Raw genomic sequence first — 18,518 nt, 5'->3', positions numbered from 1 at the left:
CGCTGTCAGCTGGCCCGCCACCAAGTGTTCTGGAGCGAAGTCGTGTTCATGGGCAAATGCATAGCGGCGAAAAATCGGCGGCGCAACCGGATTTGCGTCGTGTTGCATTGCATTACCAACTGTCCGTCAATTTGTTGTCCGGCGGCGCATCAGCACCACGAAAGCCACGCCGCCGATCAGTCCGGTGACGATGCCGAGCGGCATGTCCTGCGGCGGCATCACGGTGCGGGCGGCCATGTCGGCGGCGATCAGGAATATGGCTCCGACCAGCGCCGACAGCGGCAGAACCCGGCGGTAGTCGCCGCCGACGAAGAAGCGCACGATGTGCGGGATCATCAGGCCGACGAAGGCGATGACGCCCGAATAGGCGACCGCACAGCCGGTCAGCAGTGCGCAGACGACGAAGACCTTGAGCCGGAAGCGACGAGCCGGGATGCCGAGCGCAGTCGCGCTCTCGTCGCCGAGCGTCATGGCGTTGAGGTTGCGGGTCTGCATCAGCAGCCAGGCGCCGCCAAGCACCAGGGCGATGAGCGGGTAGGGCAGGTGGCTCCATTGCGCCAGGCCGAGGCCGCCGAGCATCCAGAAGATCGCCACATGGGCGGCCTTTGGGTCGCCGATGAAGATCGACAGGTTGGCAGCGGCGGAGATGATGAAACTCACCGCCACGCCGGCAAGGATCAGCTGCCCGGCAGACTGCACCCGCGTCAGGTTGGCGATCGCCAGCACCAGCGCCGTCGCTGCCATTGCGCCGGCAAAGGCGAAGACCGGCACGGTTGCCGTGCCGAACACCATGCCGACATGGATCAGCGCCATGATGGCGCCGAAAGCCGCGCCCGACGAAATGCCCAGCAGATGCGGGTCGGCAAGCGGGTTGCGCGTCACCGATTGCAGTGCCGCGCCCACCAACGCCAGCGATGCGCCGACGACAGCTCCCAGGATGACGCGCGGCGCGCGCACGTCCCAGACGATGTTTTCGCGACCGCTCGACCAGACCACCTCGACGCTGCCAGGTATCAGCTTGTTGGCGATCACGCCCCACACGGTCTCGAGCGGGATCGCCACCGGGCCGACGCCGACGGCGATGACCATGGCGATGACGAGCGCGACCACCAGCCCCGGGATCAGGGCCGGCATGGCATGGATCAGGACATGTCGCGGCCCTGCGACGAGGTGGCGGTGCGACACGGTCAGCCGGCCCGCACAGCGGCTGCGAGGCGCTTGATCGCTGCGATGTTGCGCGGCCCCGGCGTCGCCTCGTTGTATTCGAGCACGAAGAAGCGGTTGTTCTTCACCGCTGCGATGTCCTTGAAGGCCGGGTTGGTGCGCATGAACTCGATCTTCTGCTCTGCGGTCACTTCGCCATAGTTGACGATCACCACCATGTCGGGGTTGCGCTCGATGACAGGCTCCCAGCCGATCTCGGCCCAGCTCGACTCGACGTCGTCGGCGATGTTCCTGCCGCCGGCAGCCTCGATGATTGCCGTCGGCATGGCGTAACGACCGGCGGTAAAGGGCTTCTGCTCGCCGGAATCGTAGAGGAACACGTTCACCGGCTTGTCGAGCTTGGGCAGCGTCGCCTGGAAGTCGGCGAGCTCCTTCTCGTAGCCGGATACCAGCGCATCGGCCTTCTCGCGCACGCCGAAGATCGCGCCGAGATTGAGCAGGTCGGCATACATGTCCTGAAGCGATGACTTGTCCTTCTTCATGATGTGGATGCAGCTCTCGGTCAGCTCGTAGACCGCGATGTTGAAGGGCGCGAGCGTCTCGGGGGTCACGTCGCCGCCGACCTTCATGCCGTAGTTCCAGCCGGCGAAGAACAGATCGGTGTCGACGCCGAGCAGCACTTCCTTGGTGACGTATTTCGGCGCGAGCTCGGGCAGTTCGCCCACACCCTTGCGCAGGTTTTCGTCCAGCGTCTTCCAGCCCGATATGCCGGAATAGCCGACCATGCGGTCGGCGAGGCCGAGCGCCAGCATCATTTCGGTCAGGTTGACGTCGTGCGAGACGGCGCGCTTGGGCGCGGCTTCGAAGGTCACGTCGCGGTTGCAGCTCTTGACGGTGACGGGGAAGCCGCTGGCCATTGAGGAGGCGCAGGTGGCGAGCAGGGCGGCGGCGATGAGGGGCAGGCGCATTGGGGCTCCTTTGGTTTGTCAGCGTTCGAGATGGAAGGAAAAGCGCGGGCGGCCGGTGACGGGATGGTCGTCGAGGGTGGCGCCGACGGCAAAGCTCCGGCGGATGCGCTCGGGCGTCAGGATCTCGGCAGGTTTGCCGCAGGCGATCGCGCGGCCGCCATCCATCACCAGCACGCGGTCGGCATGGGCGGATGCGAGCGCCAGATCGTGCAGCGAGACGATGACGGTGCAGCCGAGATTGCCGAGCAGTTCCAGCACCTCGAGCTGGTGGCGGATGTCCAAATGGTTGGTCGGCTCGTCGAGGATCAGAAGATCGGGCCGCTGCACCAGCGCACGGGCAATCATGACGCGCTGCTTTTCGCCGCCGGACAGCGAGTTGAAATCGCGCGCAGCAAGGGCGGTCAGGCTGAGCAGGGCAAGAGCGGCCTCGACTTTTTCGTAGTCGTCACCGCTGGTGCCGAAGCCGGCCGCATGCGGTGTCAGGCCCAGCTCGACGATCTCGGCGACCGTCAGGCCGAAGTCGGAGGCGCTTTCCTGCAGCACGGTTGCGATGCGGCGGGCGCAATCGCGCGGCCTCATTTTCCAGATGTCGGCGCCGTCGAGCCGGACAGTGCCCGTAACCGGCCTGTGGTAGCGGTAGAGGCAGCGCAGCAGGCTCGACTTGCCGGCGCCATTGGGGCCGACGATGGCCAGCAACTCGCCAGGCGCGACCGACAGCGTCACCGGTTCGAGGATGGGCCTGGAAGCGCGCGGCCCCCAGCTTACGCCGTCGAGTTCGAGAAGTGCCGGGGTCGAGCCGACAAGGCGGCTAGCGGCGTGGACGCGATCGAGCATGCCCTGTCTCCGCGATCAGGCGGAGCAGGCAGAACGATCCGGTCAGCGCGCCGGTACCGAAAAGGGCAGTCGCAACCATCATCATCTCCGCGGCACACCCCGGCCGGTTGAGTTAATCGGATGATGGCAGGTCTCCTGGCTTGCGGGTGATCGCGCCTCGGAGCCTTCCCGGCCTGACGACCAGTGGCAGTTTTCCGAATTGCTATCCGCTCACAGTTGCGGGGGCAGCCACGGTTTCGCGTCGAGGACGTCTCACCGTGTTCCCATTTAACCTGCCGCCCGGAGACGGCAGGAACCATCATTGTCGTCGCTACAGCAGCGACGGGATGCTGACAATCGCTAAAGCGTCATGCCGCCTGCTGAATTGCGTCACGGCGCTCGATGGCGAAGGAAAATACGGCGACGCCGAAGGCGGAGAGCGCGATGGCGGCGCCGACGAGCGGCAGGTCGGCATAGCTTACGCCCATCGAAATTGCCGCACCGCCGACCCAGGCGCCGGCGGCATTGCCGGCATTGAAGGCGCCCTGGTTGAGGGTGGCGGCGAGGTTCGGCGCTTCGGATGCGGTTTCGACGACGCGCATCTGCATCGGCGGCACGATGACGAAGGTGATGACGCCCCACATGAAGACGAGCAGGATCGCCGCCGGCGCCGAAGTGCTGAGTTCGGCAAAGGCGACGTGGATCGCCGCCATCACCACCAGTGCGCCGATGGCCGTCGGCATCAGCTTCCAGTCGGCCAGCTTGCCGCCGATGATGTTGCCGATAGTCATGCCGCCGCCGAACAAAAGCAGGATCCAGGTGACTGATTCAACTGACAGACCGGTGACGTCGGTCAGGATCGGCTTGATGTAGGTGAAGACGGCAAACAGGCTGCCCGATGCCAAGGCCGAGATGATCATGGCGAGCCAGACCTGCAGCTTGCCCAGCACCTTGACCTCGCCCGCCACGCCGCCCTTGCCGGGAGGGGCGACACCGGCCGGCACCAGGAAGGCGATGGCCGCGACCGAGATCAGGCCGATGACGACGACGGCGTAGAAGGTCATGCGCCAGCCGAAGGCCTCGCCGAGCGCGGTGCCGCCGGGCACGCCCAAAATGTTGGCGAGCGTCAGGCCGGCGAACATCAGGGCGATGGCGCTGGCGCGCTTGTTGGCAGGCACAAGGCTTGCCGCCACGACCGAGCCGATGCCGAAGAAGGCACCGTGGCCAAGCGCGGTGATGACGCGCGCCGCCATCAGCGTCCAGTAGGTGGGAGCTACGGCGCAGAGCAGGTTGCCGAGCACGAACAGCATGGCAAGGCCGATCAGCACCGGCTTGCGCGGCAGTTTCGCCGTGCCGATGGCGATGATCGGGGCGCCGATGACGACGCCGAGCGCGTAGCCGGTGACCAGAAGGCCGGCGGCCGGGATCGATACGCCGAGGTCGGCTGCGACCTCGGGCAACAGCCCCATGATCACGAATTCGGTGGTGCCGATGCAAAAGGATGCAACGGCCAGAGCGAGGATCGGCAAGGGCATGGACGGACTCGGGGGAGCTGAAACGATTTAGGTCTACTTTTTCCTCATGCCGGCCACGGTGCAAGCGATGTTGGTGCATTGCAGCAATGCGTGCCGTGCATGGCAGCCATTCGGCGGCAGCAATCCGGCTTAGGTCAGGACTGTTGCGTCAGGTCGCGGCGAAGGAATTCGTAGAGCCGCTCGACGGCCGAATTGCCGGCCTGCGGGTTGCGCAGGATGCCGATCTCCATCTCCGGCAGGGGCGGCAGGCCTTCGGCTTCGCCGATGATGCGCAGGCTGGGCGGCACGCTGCGCTGGGCGAGGCCGGCGACTGCCAGTCCCGCCTGCACGACGGCGATCAGCCCAAGCAGGCTGGCGCTGGAATAGGTGCTGCGGAACGAGCGGTCGGCGGCACCCAGCACCTGCAGCACGATGCGTCGCGCCAAGCTGCCCGGCTCGAACAGGGCGACGGGCAGGGGATCAATCTCCCAGGCGACATGGTTGGGCGAGGCGACCCAGACCAGGCGCTCGCGCTGCAGCACCTCGATGGCCTGTTCGGGGCTGCGGGTGATGATGGCAAGGTCGAGCTTGCCGTCGGCGAAGGTCTTGATCAGCGAGGTCGACTGCTCGCAGACAAGTTCGACATTGACCAGCGGGTGGGCTGCGGCAAAGCGGGACAGCACCGGCGGCAGCAGGAAGGCGGCATAATCATCAGGCACGCCGAGCCGCACGCTGCCGGCTTCCTCGGGCCGGGTGACGCTGGCCCAGGCTTCGTCCGACAGTTTCAGCAGGCGGCGGGCATAGGCCAGCATCTCCTCGCCGATCGCATTGGTGGTCACCGCGCGCGGCCCGCGGACGAGCAGTTGCTTGCCGACGCTCTGCTCCAGCCGCTGCATCTGCATGCTGACCGCTGACTGGCTGCGGCCGACGCGCGCGGCGGCATTGGAAAAGCTGCCGCTGTCGGCAACGGCGACGAAGGTCCTGAGCAGGTCGAGGTCGAGCGGCATTGCCATGGCGGTATCAGCATTTCGAATAGGGTTCGCCAAATCTATTCGTTTGAATGAAATCGTCAATCAGGGCTTGTTTGGGTGTCGCCAAGGAAGATCAGCATGACCAACATCTCCCGCTTTCCCGCCCTCAACCTCACTGTCGCCATGGCGATTTCAGGCACTGTCGGCGCCTTCGTCACCGAGGCGGGCGTCGACCCGGTCACGACGGTCTTCTGGCGCTGCCTGTTCGGCTCGCTGTTTCTCGGCGCCTGGTGTTTTTTGCGCGGCTATCTGCCTGACAATTCGCTGTCCTGGAGTCGCCTGGCGCGCGCCGCGCTGTGCGGCGTCTGCATGGTGTTCAGCTGGACGGCCTTCTTCGCCGGCTTCGCCAAGACCTCGATTGCGGTGATGACCATCGTCTACCACATCCAGCCGTTCTTCGTGGTGCTGATCGGCGTGTTGTTCCTCAAGGAGCGCATCACCGCCGACCAGATCGCCTGGATGGCGGCTGCCTTCTTCGGTGTCGTGCTGGCCAGCGGCCTCGTCGTCTCGGACAATCCGGTCACGACGACCTGGATGATCGGCATCGCCATGGCGCTCGGCGGCGCCTTCCTCTACGCGGTCGTCACGATCCTGGCCAAGGGCCTGGGCGAGCAGCGGCCCGAGATCACGGTGCTGTGCCAGACGGTGGTCGGCGTGGTCATGCTCGCGCCCTTCGCCAATTTTGCCGGTGACATCGCGCCCGCCTCATGGGGCTGGCTTGTCGGCATCGGCGTGCTTCATACCGGCATCGCCTATGTGATGATGTTTTCGTCCTATCCCAGGCTTTCGACGCCAGTCATCGGCGTGCTCACCTTCGTCTATCCGGTCGTCGCCATCATCATCGACTGGGCGATCTACGACCATCCCATCGGCATCGCCCAGGGACTGGGCATGGTCCTGATCGCGGTCGCCACGCTCGGCGTGCGGCTCGGCTGGCGGTTGCCGGTGCGCCGGGGCGGCACGGCCTTCGCCAGCCAGAAATGAAAAAGGGGCGCCCTGAGGCGCCCCTTTCAATATCTATGCCCTGAGCAATCAGTTCTGCTTGGGCAGCCGGTAGGCGACGATGTAGTCGCCGCGGTCGGGCGACTGGCGCGCTCCGCCAGCGGAAATCACCACATATTGCGCTCCGCTCTCGTGCGAGACGAAGGTCATCGGGGTCGACTGCGCGCCAACAGGCATGCGGCCCTTCCACAGTTCCTTGCCGGTCTCCACGTCGAGCGCGCGCAGATAGTAGTCCTGCGTGCCGGCGTAGAAGACGACGCCGCCCGAAGTGGCGATGGGGCCGCCAAGCGTCGGCATGCCGATCGGGATCTGCAGGCCCATCTTCAAGCCGAGCGGACCGGTATCTTCAAGCGTGCCGGCCGGAACCTGCCAGGCGATCTGGCGGGTTTTCAGGTCGATGCCGGTGAAGGTGCCGTAAGGCGGCTGGTGGCAGGGAACGCCGAGCGGCGACATGAAGCCGTTCTTCATGGCGCCATAGGGCGTGCCCTTCTGCTGCGACAGGCCGTCATGGGCTGCCGAGCCGCCATAGTTGTCGGTCTCCTCGCGCGGCATCAGCTGGGCGAACTGCGGCATGCGGATGTCGTTGACGATCAACAGGCCACGCGCCTCGTCGATCGCCGCACTGCCCCAGTTCATGCCGCCGTAATAGCCGGGGAAGATGATCGAGCGTGTCAGGCCGGGAGGCGTGAACTCACCCTCGTAACGCATCTTCTTGAACTCGATGCGGCAGTAGAGCTGGTCGTAGGGCGTCGCACCCCACATCCTCGCCTCGGTGAAGGGCGCGGTGCCGATCTCGGGCATGCCTACCGAATAAGGCTGCGTCGGCGACAGGAAGTCCTCCGGCACGCCGCCGGTCTGCGGGACAGGGCGCTCCTCGACTTCGGCGATCGGCTTGCCGTCGCGGCGGTCGAGCATGAAGATCTGCCCGCGCTTGGTGATCTGGATCAGCGCCGGAACGGTGCCGCCCTTGCCATCGGGCACGTCGTAGAGTGCCGGCTGGGCAGGAACGTCGTAGTCCCAGATGTCGTGATGCACGGTCTGGAACTTCCAGCGCTCGCGGCCCGTGGCGATATCCAGCGCCACGACCGAGGCGGTGTAGTCCTCGGCTGCCTTGGAGCGATGCGCGCCAAAGAAGTCGGGCGTCGCGTTGCCGGTCGGCAGGTAGACGAGACCAAGGGCTTCGTCATAGGCCGGCGTCGACCAGACGTTGGGCGTGCCGCGCGTGTAGCTTTCGCCTTCCGGCGGCAGCTTGGTGATTGCGGGGTTGCCGAGATCCCAGGCCCAGACCAGCTCGCCGGTGCGGGCCGAGAAGGCGCGCACTGCGCCCGAGGGTTCGCCTGTCTCGACATTGTCCCACACCCAGCCGCCGACCATGATCAGGTCGCGCATGACGGTGGGCGCTGAGGTCTGGAAGTAGAAGCCGTCCTTGATCTCGCCCATGCCCTGCTTGAGATCGACGATGCCGCCGGTGCCGAAATCCTGGCACAGCTCGCCGGTCTTGGCGTCGAGCTGGATCAGGCGGGCGTCGATGGTGGTCATGACGATGCGGGCGGCACAGGCCTTGGCCTGGGCGACCGGCGTTGTCTGCGCGACCGGGCTTGCCGGCGCCAGCGGATCGGCGGGGGCAGCTGCATTGGCCGGCGCGGAGTTTCCGGCTTCAGCCGTTGCCGGACCCGGCTCGTAGTAGCTCACGCCGCGGCAGCGCTGCCACAGCGGCGACTTCGCCTTGGGATCGAACTTCCACTTCACGTCGCCCGTATCCGGGTTCAGCGCATGGACGATGTTGTTGGGCGAACAGGTGTAGAGCGTGTCGTCGACGAACAGCGGCGTGCTCTGGTCCTGCGCGCTGCCCTGAGGGGTGTCGCCCGAGCGGAAGGTCCAGGCGACCTCGAGCTTGTCGACGTTGTCGCGGTTGATCTGGTCGATCGGCGCATAGCGCGTGCCCGCCGGGGTGCGGCCGTAGTGGCGCCAGTCGGTGGCGCTTGCGGCGGCCGGGGGCACGGTCGGCTTGGGCTCGGCTGAAGCCAGTGCATTGCGGGTCACGCCATGCGGGGTAAAGCCATAGAAGGCAGTTGCCGCAAGTGCCGCGACCAAAAGGGCTGCGAGCGCGAAAGGACCAGCCTTACCGGGGCGGGGGGTGCCGACGCCAGTCGGGAAGAGGGGGGCGAGCAACAGCGCCGGGATGGCGATGACGGCGGGTGCCACCAGGCGCGGGATCAGCGGCCAGAATTCGAGACCGGATTCCCACAGCGCCCAGGCGACGGTCGCCAGGAAGACGAAGCCGTAGAGCCAGAGGCCTGCCTTGCGGCGCATGATGTAGAGGATGCCTGAAGCGATGACGCCGAGGCCGGCGAGCGCGTAATACCACGATCCACCCAGGCCGATCAGCTGGACACCGCCATAAACGAGCGGTGCCCCGATGATGACCATGAGCAGGCCGAATAGAACCAGAAGCCAGCTGCCGCCGCTCCCGCTTTTCTGTTGTTCTGCCATTTTGGTTACCTGCGAAGATTATCGGACGGTTCGACGCCGCCCGGATGGGTGACGTCGGCTGCGATTGCTCTTGCAGGTCTTGCGCGTACGTCTCCTCGCCCGGCCGTCGCGCTTTTTCTATCTTCAAGAATCTAATCGCATCCTAATAGATAATATGCTATCTTTCTCGAATGTCCAATGCCTCCGCCGCACGCGCCAATTTCGCCAAGAATGTCACATCGGTCGCCCGGCTGTGGCGGCGCGCGGCTGACCACGCGCTCGACGATTGCGGGCTGTCGCACGCCACCGCCATGCCGCTGGTGACGCTGTCGCGGCTGGGCGACAACATCCGCCAGGGCGTGATTGCCGATCATCTCGGTTTCGAGGGGCCGTCGCTGGTGCGCATCGTCGATATCCTTGCCGCCGATGGGCTGATCGTGCGTGTCGGCGATCCCGGCGACCGTCGCGCCAAGATCCTGTCGCTCACCGATGCCGGGCGCGCCCGCGTCATCAAGATCGAGCGGATCTTCGAGCGCCTGCGCAATGATCTCCTTGCCGGCGAAGACGAGCACGAACTGGAAATCGCCGTTACGCTGCTGGAACGGCTCGAGGCGCGGCTGCTCGCGGCGGAACCCGACGAGGGCTGACGCCCGTCATCCGGTGTTGATGGAAAGGCGCTGCCCCTCGACCTGGACTTGGGTTGCAGCGGTCGAGGCCATGCCATGACCTGACAGCTGACGCGATGGTCCTGGCCCAGGCAGCAGCGATTACCCCCGTTTCTGGCAACTCACTTACCGTATTCTGTGCTATGGCAAGAATGCCTCGCGCTGATAGGTTTCGGCCCTCAGTCACCCAAAGAGGCGAATTCCATGACCAGCCAGATCGACAAGGCCAAGGCCTTCCATGCCCTGCACGTGAAGGGCGACCCGGTGGTTCTCTACAACATCTGGGATCCGGGCAGCGCCAACATCGTCGCCAAGGCCGGCGCCAAGGCGATTGCCACGGGCAGCTGGCCGGTGGCGGCCGCCTTTGGTTTTGCCGATGGCGAAAAGATCCCGCTCGACCTCGCGCTCTACAACATCCGCCGCATCGTCGCGGCCACGGACCTGCCTGTCACCATGGACCTTGAGGGCGGTTATGGCGTCGAGCCCGAGGCGGCCGCCGCGACCGTGACGCGGGCGCTGGCTGAAGGGGTCATCGGCTTCAACTTCGAGGACCAGGTCGTCGGTGGCAGCGGCCTGCACGACATTGGGCTTCAGGCCGAACGGATTTCGGCCGTGGCGGAGGCCGTCAAGGCGTCGGGCATCCCTGCCTTCATCAACGCCCGCACCGACATCTTCCTCAAGGAAAAATACGACGATCACAACGACGCGCATGTCGATGCGGCGATCGAACGTGCCCAGGCCTACGCCAAGGCCGGCGCGCATGGCTTCTTTGCTCCCGGTCTCGGCGTCGAGCGGTTGATCGGCAGGCTGTGTGCGGCCGTGCCGCTGCCCGTCAACATCATCGCGCTCGCCCACGTGCCGCCGAAGGCAAAGCTCGCCGAGCTCGGCGTCGCCCGCATCAGCTACGGTCCGGTGCCCTATCGCCAGATGGCCGAATGGCTGGAGGCCAAGGCGCGGGCTGCCTTCGAGTAGACCGAAGAGAAAGGCCCGTCTCGGAGTTGTCGGGACGGGCCTGGCCTAGAGGTTGCTTGCGCAATTCCTGGGAAAACCGCTGCGAACTTTTCCTGGAATTGCTCTAGTCCAGCGGCTTCAGCTCGATGGCAATCGTCGGCAGAAGCTCCGACACCGTTGGATGGATGTGCACCGCGCGCTGCAGCGTCTCGATTGGCGCCTTGGCGTACATCAGGTCGAGCACCGCATGGATCGCCTCGTCACCGCCGGTGCCCAGCACCGAGGCGCCGAGAATTTGCCTTGTGTCGGCATCGACTAGGATTTTCATGAAGCCTTGCGTCTCGCCTTTTTCGACGGCGCGGCCGACGCGTGTCATCAGCCGTTGGCCTGAAAGCACCTTGCGGCCGCTCTTGCGCGCCGCCGCCTCGGTCATGCCGGCGCGGCCGAGCGGCGGGTCGATGTAGAGCCCATAGGCTTCGATGCGGTCGCTGACCTTGCGCGGGTCGTTGTCCAGAAGGTTGGCTGCGACGATCTCGAAGTCATTGTAGGAGGTGTGGGTGAAGGCGCCCTTGCCGTTGCAGTCGCCCATCGCCCAGATGTGCGACACATTGGTCCTGAGCCGGTCGTCGACCTCGATGTAGCCGCGCTTGTCCATGGCGACGCCGGCCTTGTCGAGACCGAGGTCGTCGGTGTTGGGCTTGCGGCCGATGGCCAAAAGCACATGCGAACCCGTCACCGCGCGGTCGCCCGACGTGCAGTCGACGCCGACGGTCACGCCATCAGGGTGAGGAGCGAAGCTGATGCATTCAGCGTCGAGCCTGAGTGCGATGCCCTCGTTCTCGAGTATGCCCTTCACCGCGTCCGACACATCCTCGTCTTCGCGCGAGACCAGTCGCGGGCCTTTTTCGACGACGGTCACTTGCGCGCCGAAGCGGCGGAACATCTGGGCGAATTCCAGCCCGATATAGCTGCCGCCGACCACGACGAGATGGCGGGGCAGGAAGTCGACCTCCATCATCGAGGTGTTGGTCAGGTAGGTGACGTCGTCGATACCAGGCATATCGGGGATGTTGGCGCGGCCGCCGACATTGATGAAGATGCGCTCGCCATGGAGCAGGTGGTCGCCGACGCGCACCTCATGCGGTCCCTCGAAACGGGCATGACCGCGATAGAGCGTGCAGCCCTTCATGCCGGCGATCCAGCCTTCCAGGCTGGCGCGGGAATCGACCGTCACCTTGTCCTTGCGTGCCTTCACCGCCTTCATGTCGACCGAGACGGGGCCGGTCGAAACGCCATAGTCGGCGCCTGATCGGGCGAGATGGGCGGCATAGGCGCTCGCCACCATGGTCTTGGTCGGCTTGCAGCCCGTGTTGACGCAGGTGCCGCCGACAAGCTTGCGCTCGATCAGCGCCACCGTCTGCCCCGCTGCCGCCAGACGTCCGGCCAGCGGCGGCCCGGCCTGGCCGCAGCCGATGATGATGGCGTCGAATTTCTGGGCGGGGCTCATGCTGCCATGCTTACGATCAGCAGTGCGGCGAGTATCGCCACGGCATCCTCGATCAGCGCCGCCGGCAGGTCCTTGCCGAAGGATTTTGCGAGGCTCGCCCGCACAGCCGCGCCGCCGAGCGTACCCAAAATGGCGCCGATGATGCCGGCGGCCAGTCCGCCGATCGCAGCCCCTCCCACCGTGCCGATGACGGCGCCGGCAAGCGCGCCCATGACGATACGCGCGCCGAATTGCTGCGGCACCTTGCGGCTGGGCGTCGAGGGCAACTGGTCGGTCACCAGTTCGACCAGCGCCAGAAGCGTGAAAATCGCAACCGTGATCCAGTGGCCCATGAAGCTTGCCCAGGTACCGGCGACCGGCAGCCAGCCGAGCCAGGCGCCCCAGGCGACAGCCGCCGGGGCGGTCATGGCCCTGAGGCCGGCAACCAACCCGATGAGCAGTGCGAGAAGGTAGATTGCCATACGTTGTCCCCCTGGTGGTTATGGCCGGTACCAAAAGTGCACTTTGCCGGAGGCTAGCACAGCCACATGGTTTCGCCAGAGCAGCAGGGCTTCAACCTTTGCAGCATGAGCCTTTCTGTGGTTTGGCTGGACGAACGGGAAAGGAACGCTGACATGGCAACGAGCGAACGCGACAAGATGGCCGCCGGCGCGTGGTACAATTGCGTCGACGCCGAACTCGACGCGCTGCGCCTTGCCGCCGCCAACGCCATCTTCGAGCACAATTCGCTGCCGCCGTCAGCGCGCGGCGACATCGCGCCCGCTCTCCGCAAGCTGCTCGGCGCGGCCAGCGCCGGCTGCCGCATCGAGGCGCCGTTCCATTGTGCCTATGGTTTCAACATCCATCTGGGCGAGGGCGTGTTCCTCAATGCCGGCTGCACCATCCTCGATACGGCGCCGGTGCGCATAGGCGAGGGCACGATGTTTGGCCCCGGCGTGCAGATCTACTGCCCCGAGCATCACAAGGACCCGGTGCTGCGCCGGGTCGGCCTTGAGATCGGCAGGCCGGTCACCCTCGGCCGCAACGTATGGGTCGGCGGCAGCGCCATCCTGCTTGGCGGCATCGAGATCGGCGACAACGCCATCGTCGGCGCCGGCTCGGTGGTGACGAAGAGCGTTGCGGCGGGCGCGACAGTCGTCGGCAATCCGGCACGTCCGCTCGCCAGATAGCGGAAACTATTATTCCTGACGTTGACAGTGGGCCGGGTCGCCGCCATATCGGATGGCGTTAATGTTCTCAGGGCGGGGTGAAAGTCCCCACCGGCGGTAAGGGTTTTCGAATCCAAGCCCGCGAGCGCCTCCAGGCAACTGGAGGGTCAGCAGATCCGGTGCGACTCCGGAGCCGACGGTCACAGTCCGGATGGAAGAGAACGAACGGGAAAGCGGAGGCGCGAGCCGCCGGGATTCCGTCTCGTGCGTCCTGATTCTGGTTCGAAACGGAAGGATGGACCCATGAATCAGCAATCCCCGAAAGACTTCGATACGACCCGCGTTGCCGTGATCCGGGCGCGCTGGCATGCCGACATCGTCGACGAATGCGTCAAGGCCTTCAGCTCCGAGATCGAGAAGCTGTCGGACGGCCGTATCGCCGTCGACATTTATGACGTGCCCGGCGCCTACGAGATCCCGCTGTTTGCCAAGACGCTGGCCGGAACCGGCCGCCATCAGGCGATCCTCGGCACTGCCTTCGTCGTCAATGGCGGCATCTACCGCCACGACTTCGTGGCGCATGCCGTGCTCGACGGCATGATGAACGTACAGCTGCAGACCGGGGTGCCGGTTCTCTCGGCGGTGCTGACCCCGCACAACTACCATGACAGCGCCGAGCATCACCGCTTCTTCTTCGACCACTTCAAGGTCAAGGGCAAGGAAGCCGCCAATGCCTGCGTCGAGCTGCTCAAGGCGCGTGCGCTGATCGCCGCCTGACGCGAACGCGCACCCGGCTCTCCCCTTTTTGGGGAGGGCCGACGGCCCCTGCGATGGCACGCCGCACCGAAAAGACGATTGTAGGCCTAGGCTTCCAAGCCCCCGCATCGCATGATCGCGCTGCATCATCAGGGGAGTTCGCCATGCCGTCCATTCCACTGCCGCTCAAGGGCGCGTGCCGCTGCGGGCGAGTCGAGATCGAGGTGTCGAAGGCGCCGATCTGCACCGCGGCCTGCCATTGCCCCGGCTGCCAGAAGATGTCGTCCTCGGCCTATTCGCTGACGGCGATGGTGCCTGCCGACGGCTTTGCCGTCACCAAGGGCGAAACCGTCGTCGGCGGGGCGCATGGCGAGCAGTTGCACCACCAGTTCTGCGACCATTGCAAGACGTGGATGTTCACCCGCGTCGTCGGCGTCGACTGGTTCGTCAATGTGCGGCCGACCATGCTTGAGGACACGGCCTGGTTCAGGCCGTTCATGGAAACCTTCACCAAGACCAGGATGTCGTTTGCCGAAACCGGCGCTGTCAGGAGCTTCCCGGAGTTTCCTGGAATGGAAGAGCTTGAGCCGCTGATGCACGAATACCAGGCCTGGGCGGCGAGCTAGGGGACCCGCCTCGCCACCGGCGCGAAGCTGCTCAGGCCCAGCCATGCCTGCATGGCGCGGGCGATGCGGTCGTCGCCGTCGAGTTCGAGATGGCCGGAATCGATCTCCTGGCTCAGCCGCGCCAGCCCCATCCAGACCGCCGTCATGCTGCGCAGCGAGCCGGTGACCTGCAGGTCGACCTCGAAGCCGGGGTCGGAATTGCACAGGTCGACCGTGCCGTCATCGACCACCAGCCACCAGTTCTGCTGGGATTTCGACACTTCGGGGTACAGAAAGTGAATCGTGCAGCGCTGCGGCGGCAAAGGCTCGGGATTGAGGTTGCGCCGCATGTCCCACATCAAGAGCGAAGGGTCGAGATTCCTGAGGGTTAGCTGGCTTTCGACCCAGCGGTGCCCCCATTCGCCGAGGCCGAGGATGATCGGCCGCAGGTCTTCGCCGGCTTCGGTCAGCCGGTATTCGACACTGCCTGAGCCGCCGCGCTCGGTGTGGATCACGCCGGCACGCTCCAGTTCCTTCAGCCGCTTGGACAGCAGTGCCGGCGACATGCGCGGCACGCCGCGGCGCAGATCGTTGAAACGGCTCGATCCCATCAGCATTTCGCGCACGACCAAAGCCGTCCAGCGGGTGCACAGCACCTCCGACGCCATCGAAACCGGGCAAAACTGGCCGTAACCGCCGCGATCGCTCATCTCGCACCATGCGCAGGCAACGTGCGTCTTATAGCGCAAAAGCTGCTTTCCCGCATCTAGCCCATAAGTCTGACCGGCCAGACGGCGATTCAGTTCCTGAACTGGACCGCGCTCGTCTCAGGCGCAATTCTCCGCCCGCCTGCCGTTTCAACTGGAGACAGCATGATGAGGAATGTAGCAGAATCCGCGCTGGCAACCGCCGGCGGACATGCAGTGCCGACCGACGTCGTGGGCGTGGCCCACGACCTCGCTTCCGTCCTTGGCGAACGTGCTCCCAAGTTCGACGAGGGCGACCGTTTCGTCGCCGACAACTATGCGCTTCTCAAGCAAGCCGGCCTGGTTCAGGCGGGCGTGCCGCTCGAACTGGGCGGCGGCGGGGCCGGCCTGCGCGAACTCTCGGAAATGCTGCGCATCATGGCGCAGTCCTGCGGTTCGACCGCGCTGGCCTTTGCCATGCACACCCACCAGGTGGCGATCCCCGCCTGGCGCTGGCGCTACCAGAATGTCGCCGCCGTCGAACCCTTGCTCAAGCGCGTCGCAACAGAGAGGATCATCCTGCTCTCCAGCGGCGGGTCCGACTGGATCGGCGGCTCGGGCAAGGCCGAGAAGGTCGAGGGCGGCTATCGCATCACCGCGCGCAAGGTCTTCACTTCGGGTGCGGCTGCCGGCGACATCCTGATGACCGGGGCGATCGCCTGCGCCGAGGACGGCACCGAAAAGGTCATCCATTTCGGCGTGCCGATGCGGGCGCCGGAGGTCAGCGTCATGGACAACTGGCATACATTGGGCATGCGCGGCACCGGCTCCAACGACGTCGTCATCGACGGGCTGTTCGTGCCGGATGCTTCCGTTGCCTTCTCACGCGCGCCGGGCCACTGGCATCCGGTGTTCCAGATCATCGCCACCATCGCCTTTCCGCTGATCTATGCGGTCTATCTCGGGGTCGCCGAAAGCGCCCGTGACATCGCTGTCGAGATCACCAGGAAGAAGCAGGCAGGCGAGACCACGCTCACCCTTGCCGGACGCATGGACACCGCCTTGCGCGCGGCCCAGATGGCGCATCGCTCGATGATCGAGACGGCCGAGCGCAACACGCCATCGGCGGAAAGCGTCAACGAGGTGATGATCGGCCGCTCGCTGGTCGCCCGCCATGGCCTCGAGGTGGTCGAGCTCGCCATGGAACTCGCCGGTGGCGCCTCCTTCTACCGCGACAAGGGCCTCGAGCGCCGCTTCCGCGACATGCAGGCCGCGCGTTTCCACCCGCTGCAGGCCGGCCCGCAGGCCCGCTACACTGGAGCGATGGCGCTGGGGTTGCCGGTCGATACGATCTTTTGAAGGCAGCCTCCCGGCTGATGCCAGGTTGTTCCTGAAATGCGTCCGCCACGGGCACCCGTGGCGGGTGCGGTTTGCAGATGGGTGGGCCGTAGACACCAACCTTGGCCTTCTGAAATGAAAAGGGGCGGGGCCTTGCGGCCTCGCCCCTTCGTCTTGGAATGTTGGTTTCGCCTCAGAACAGGCCTTCGATCTGTCCCTGTTCGTTGAGGAAGATCTTTTCCGATGACGGCGCCTTGGGCAGGCCCGGCATGGTCATGATCTCGCCGCAGATGGCGACGACGAAGCCGGCGCCGGCCGACAGCCTGACCTCACGCACCGGCACCACATGGTCGACGGGGGCACCGCGCAGGTTGGGGTCGGTCGAGAACGAGTACTGCGTCTTGGCCATGCACACCGGCAGATTGCCGTAGCCCGCCTGTTCCCACGCATGCAGCTGGTCGCGCACGCTCTTGTCGGCGATCGCCTGCGAGCCGCGATAGATGCGCTTGACGATGGTGTCGATCTTGTCGAACAGCTTCATGTCGTCGGGGTAGAGCGGGGCGAACTGCGAGACGCCGCTTTCGGCCAGGCTGACCACTTTCTTGGCGAGATCCTCGATGCCGGCCGAGCCCTTGGCCCAATGCTGGCACAGGATCGCCTCTTCGCCCATCTTGGCGACATAGTCCTTCATCGCCGCAATCTCGGCGTCGGTGTCGGAATAGAAGTGGTTGATGGCGACCACCGCCGGCACGCCGAACTGGCGGACGTTTTCGATGTGGCGGCCGAGATTGGCGCAGCCGCGCTTGACCGCCTCGACGTCTTCCTTGCCAAGGTCTTCCTTCTTGACGCCGCCATTCATCTTCATGGCGCGCACGGTGGCGACGATGACGGCGGCTGCCGGCTTCAGGCCCGCCTTGCGGCACTTGATGTCGAAGAACTTCTCGGCGCCGAGATCAGCGCCGAAGCCGGCTTCGGTGACGACATAGTCGGCAAGCTTCAGCGCGGTGGTGGTGGCGACCACCGAGTTGCAGCCATGGGCGATGTTGGCGAAGGGGCCGCCATGGACGAAGGCCGGGTTGTTTTCCAGCGTCTGCACCAGGTTCGGCTGCACGGCGTCCTTCAGAAGCACGGCCATGGCGCCGTCGGCCTTGAGGTCGCGGGCATAGACGGCACTCTTGTCGCGGCGATAGGCGACGATGATGTCGCCGAGGCGCTTTTCGAGATCCTTGAGGTCGGTGGCGAGGCACAGGATCGCCATGACTTCGGAAGCAACCGTGATGTCGAAGCCGGCTTCACGCGGAAAACCGTTGGCGACGCCGCCGAGCGAGCAGTTGATCTCGCGCAGGGCGCGGTCGTTCATGTCCATGACGCGGCGCCAGACGACGCGGCGGGTGTCGATGTTAAGCTCGTTGCCCCAGTAGATGTGGTTGTCGATCAGCGCCGACAAAAGATTGTGGGCGGTGGTGATGGCGTGGAAGTCGCCGGTGAAGTGGAGGTTCATGTCCTCCATCGGCACGACCTGGGCATAACCGCCGCCGGCGGCACCGCCCTTGACGCCGAAGTTCGGCCCGAGCGAGGCTTCGCGGATACAGACGATCGCCTTCTTGCCGATGCGGTTCAAGCCGTCGCCCAAGCCTACCGTGGTCGTGGTCTTGCCTTCGCCGGCCGGCGTCGGGTTGATGGCGGTGACCAGGATCAGCTTGCCGTCCTTGTTCTTGCGCGCATCGGCGATGAACTCGGCCGAGATCTTTGCCTTGTCATGGCCATAAGGCAGCAAATGCTCGTTCGGAATACCGATCTTCGCACCGATCTCCTGGATCGGCTTCTTCTTCGCGCCACGCGCAATCTGGATATCGGTCTTGAATTCGGCCATTGCCGCTCCTCCGGAGTTCATGTCG

Annotated in this window: 17 protein-coding genes and 2 riboswitches; of the genes, 7 read left to right on the top strand and 10 right to left on the bottom strand. The window is 65.3% G+C overall.

The genetic code is table 11. From position 1 onward, the window contains the following. Positions 1–126 precede the first annotated feature (126 nt). The 5 genes from B015_RS0117840 to B015_RS0117820 all read right to left on the bottom strand — a co-directional run bounded on the left by B015_RS0117840 (position 127) and on the right by B015_RS0117820 (position 5,472). Positions 127–1,134 (bottom strand): iron ABC transporter permease, encoded by a 1,008-nt coding sequence (locus B015_RS0117840; RefSeq protein WP_018429093.1) that lies wholly within the window; start codon positions 1,132–1,134, stop codon positions 127–129. 53 nt (positions 1,135–1,187) lie between these two features. After that, positions 1,188–2,132, bottom strand: coding sequence for an ABC transporter substrate-binding protein (locus tag B015_RS0117835; RefSeq protein ID WP_018429092.1), 945 nt, complete (start codon positions 2,130–2,132; stop codon positions 1,188–1,190). Positions 2,133–2,150: 18 nt separating this feature from the next. Then, the gene (locus B015_RS0117830) at positions 2,151–2,966 is read right to left on the bottom strand and encodes an ABC transporter ATP-binding protein (protein WP_018429091.1); all 816 of its coding nucleotides are present in this window, start codon (positions 2,964–2,966) and stop codon (positions 2,151–2,153) included. A 107-nt stretch (positions 2,967–3,073) separates the two neighbouring features. Next, positions 3,074–3,281, bottom strand: a riboswitch (cobalamin riboswitch). Between the two features lie 32 nt (positions 3,282–3,313). Next, on the bottom strand, positions 3,314–4,480 hold the full coding sequence (locus B015_RS0117825; RefSeq protein WP_018429090.1) for an MFS transporter: 1,167 nt from the start codon (positions 4,478–4,480) through the stop codon (positions 3,314–3,316). Positions 4,481–4,614: 134 nt separating this feature from the next. Continuing rightward, positions 4,615–5,472: a LysR substrate-binding domain-containing protein gene (locus B015_RS0117820; RefSeq protein WP_018429089.1), complete on the bottom strand. Its 858-nt coding sequence runs from the start codon at positions 5,470–5,472 to the stop codon at positions 4,615–4,617. Between the two features lie 96 nt (positions 5,473–5,568). On the opposite strand from B015_RS0117820, the gene B015_RS0117815 reads away from it, so the two are divergent. Beyond that, positions 5,569–6,474, top strand: a complete 906-nt coding sequence (locus tag B015_RS0117815; RefSeq protein WP_026227417.1) for an EamA family transporter — start codon at positions 5,569–5,571, stop codon at positions 6,472–6,474. Positions 6,475–6,522: 48 nt separating this feature from the next. Here the strand turns inward: B015_RS0117815 and B015_RS0117810 are convergent, their stop codons facing one another. After that, on the bottom strand, positions 6,523–8,985 hold the full coding sequence (locus tag B015_RS0117810; protein ID WP_018429087.1) for a membrane-bound PQQ-dependent dehydrogenase, glucose/quinate/shikimate family: 2,463 nt from the start codon (positions 8,983–8,985) through the stop codon (positions 6,523–6,525). Between the two features lie 170 nt (positions 8,986–9,155). Between B015_RS0117810 and B015_RS0117805 the strand changes: the two genes are divergently transcribed. After that, positions 9,156–9,611, top strand: coding sequence for a MarR family transcriptional regulator (locus tag B015_RS0117805; RefSeq protein WP_018429086.1), 456 nt, complete (start codon positions 9,156–9,158; stop codon positions 9,609–9,611). Positions 9,612–9,833: 222 nt separating this feature from the next. Continuing rightward, positions 9,834–10,601, top strand: a complete 768-nt coding sequence (locus tag B015_RS0117800; protein ID WP_018429085.1) for an isocitrate lyase/phosphoenolpyruvate mutase family protein — start codon at positions 9,834–9,836, stop codon at positions 10,599–10,601. A 103-nt stretch (positions 10,602–10,704) separates the two neighbouring features. On the opposite strand, the gene B015_RS0117795 is transcribed toward B015_RS0117800, so the two are convergent. Together B015_RS0117795 and B015_RS0117790 are read right to left on the bottom strand one after the other, a co-directional pair. After that, positions 10,705–12,087 (bottom strand): FAD-containing oxidoreductase, encoded by a 1,383-nt coding sequence (locus B015_RS0117795; protein WP_018429084.1) that lies wholly within the window; start codon positions 12,085–12,087, stop codon positions 10,705–10,707. Beyond that, the gene (locus B015_RS0117790; protein ID WP_018429083.1) at positions 12,084–12,548 is read right to left on the bottom strand and encodes a membrane protein; all 465 of its coding nucleotides are present in this window, start codon (positions 12,546–12,548) and stop codon (positions 12,084–12,086) included. The genes B015_RS0117795 and B015_RS0117790 overlap by 4 nt, the downstream gene beginning before the upstream one ends. A 153-nt stretch (positions 12,549–12,701) precedes the next feature. Between B015_RS0117790 and B015_RS0117785 the strand changes: the two genes are divergently transcribed. From B015_RS0117785 to B015_RS0117775, 3 genes are all read left to right on the top strand, one after another. Continuing rightward, positions 12,702–13,256, top strand: coding sequence for a sugar O-acetyltransferase (locus B015_RS0117785; RefSeq protein WP_026227416.1), 555 nt, complete (start codon positions 12,702–12,704; stop codon positions 13,254–13,256). 59 nt (positions 13,257–13,315) lie between these two features. Further along, positions 13,316–13,462, top strand: a riboswitch (FMN riboswitch). Positions 13,463–13,538: 76 nt separating this feature from the next. Then, on the top strand, positions 13,539–14,012 hold the full coding sequence (locus B015_RS0117780; RefSeq protein ID WP_018429081.1) for a 6,7-dimethyl-8-ribityllumazine synthase: 474 nt from the start codon (positions 13,539–13,541) through the stop codon (positions 14,010–14,012). Between the two features lie 143 nt (positions 14,013–14,155). Further along, positions 14,156–14,617, top strand: coding sequence for a GFA family protein (locus tag B015_RS0117775; protein ID WP_018429080.1), 462 nt, complete (start codon positions 14,156–14,158; stop codon positions 14,615–14,617). Here B015_RS0117775 and B015_RS0117770 read toward each other — a convergent pair. Further along, a complete protein-coding gene (locus B015_RS0117770) occupies positions 14,614–15,306 on the bottom strand; it encodes a winged helix-turn-helix transcriptional regulator (RefSeq protein WP_018429079.1) in 693 nt (230 codons plus the stop codon). The two genes, B015_RS0117775 and B015_RS0117770, sit on opposite strands and share 4 nt — an antisense overlap. Positions 15,307–15,468: 162 nt before the next feature. Between B015_RS0117770 and B015_RS0117765 the strand changes: the two genes are divergently transcribed. Next, the gene (locus tag B015_RS0117765) at positions 15,469–16,641 is read left to right on the top strand and encodes an acyl-CoA dehydrogenase family protein (RefSeq protein ID WP_018429078.1); all 1,173 of its coding nucleotides are present in this window, start codon (positions 15,469–15,471) and stop codon (positions 16,639–16,641) included. A 172-nt stretch (positions 16,642–16,813) separates the two neighbouring features. Here B015_RS0117765 and B015_RS0117760 read toward each other — a convergent pair whose 3' ends face one another. After that, positions 16,814–18,493, bottom strand: coding sequence for a formate--tetrahydrofolate ligase (locus tag B015_RS0117760; protein WP_018426510.1), 1,680 nt, complete (start codon positions 18,491–18,493; stop codon positions 16,814–16,816). Positions 18,494–18,518: the final 25 nt, after the last annotated feature.

This window comes from Hoeflea sp. 108, from assembly GCF_000372965.1.
Lineage (GTDB): Bacteria > Pseudomonadota > Alphaproteobacteria > Rhizobiales > Rhizobiaceae > Aminobacter.
The sequence above is the reverse complement of the archived record's forward strand: the minus strand, read 5'-3'. Positions and strand labels throughout refer to the sequence as shown.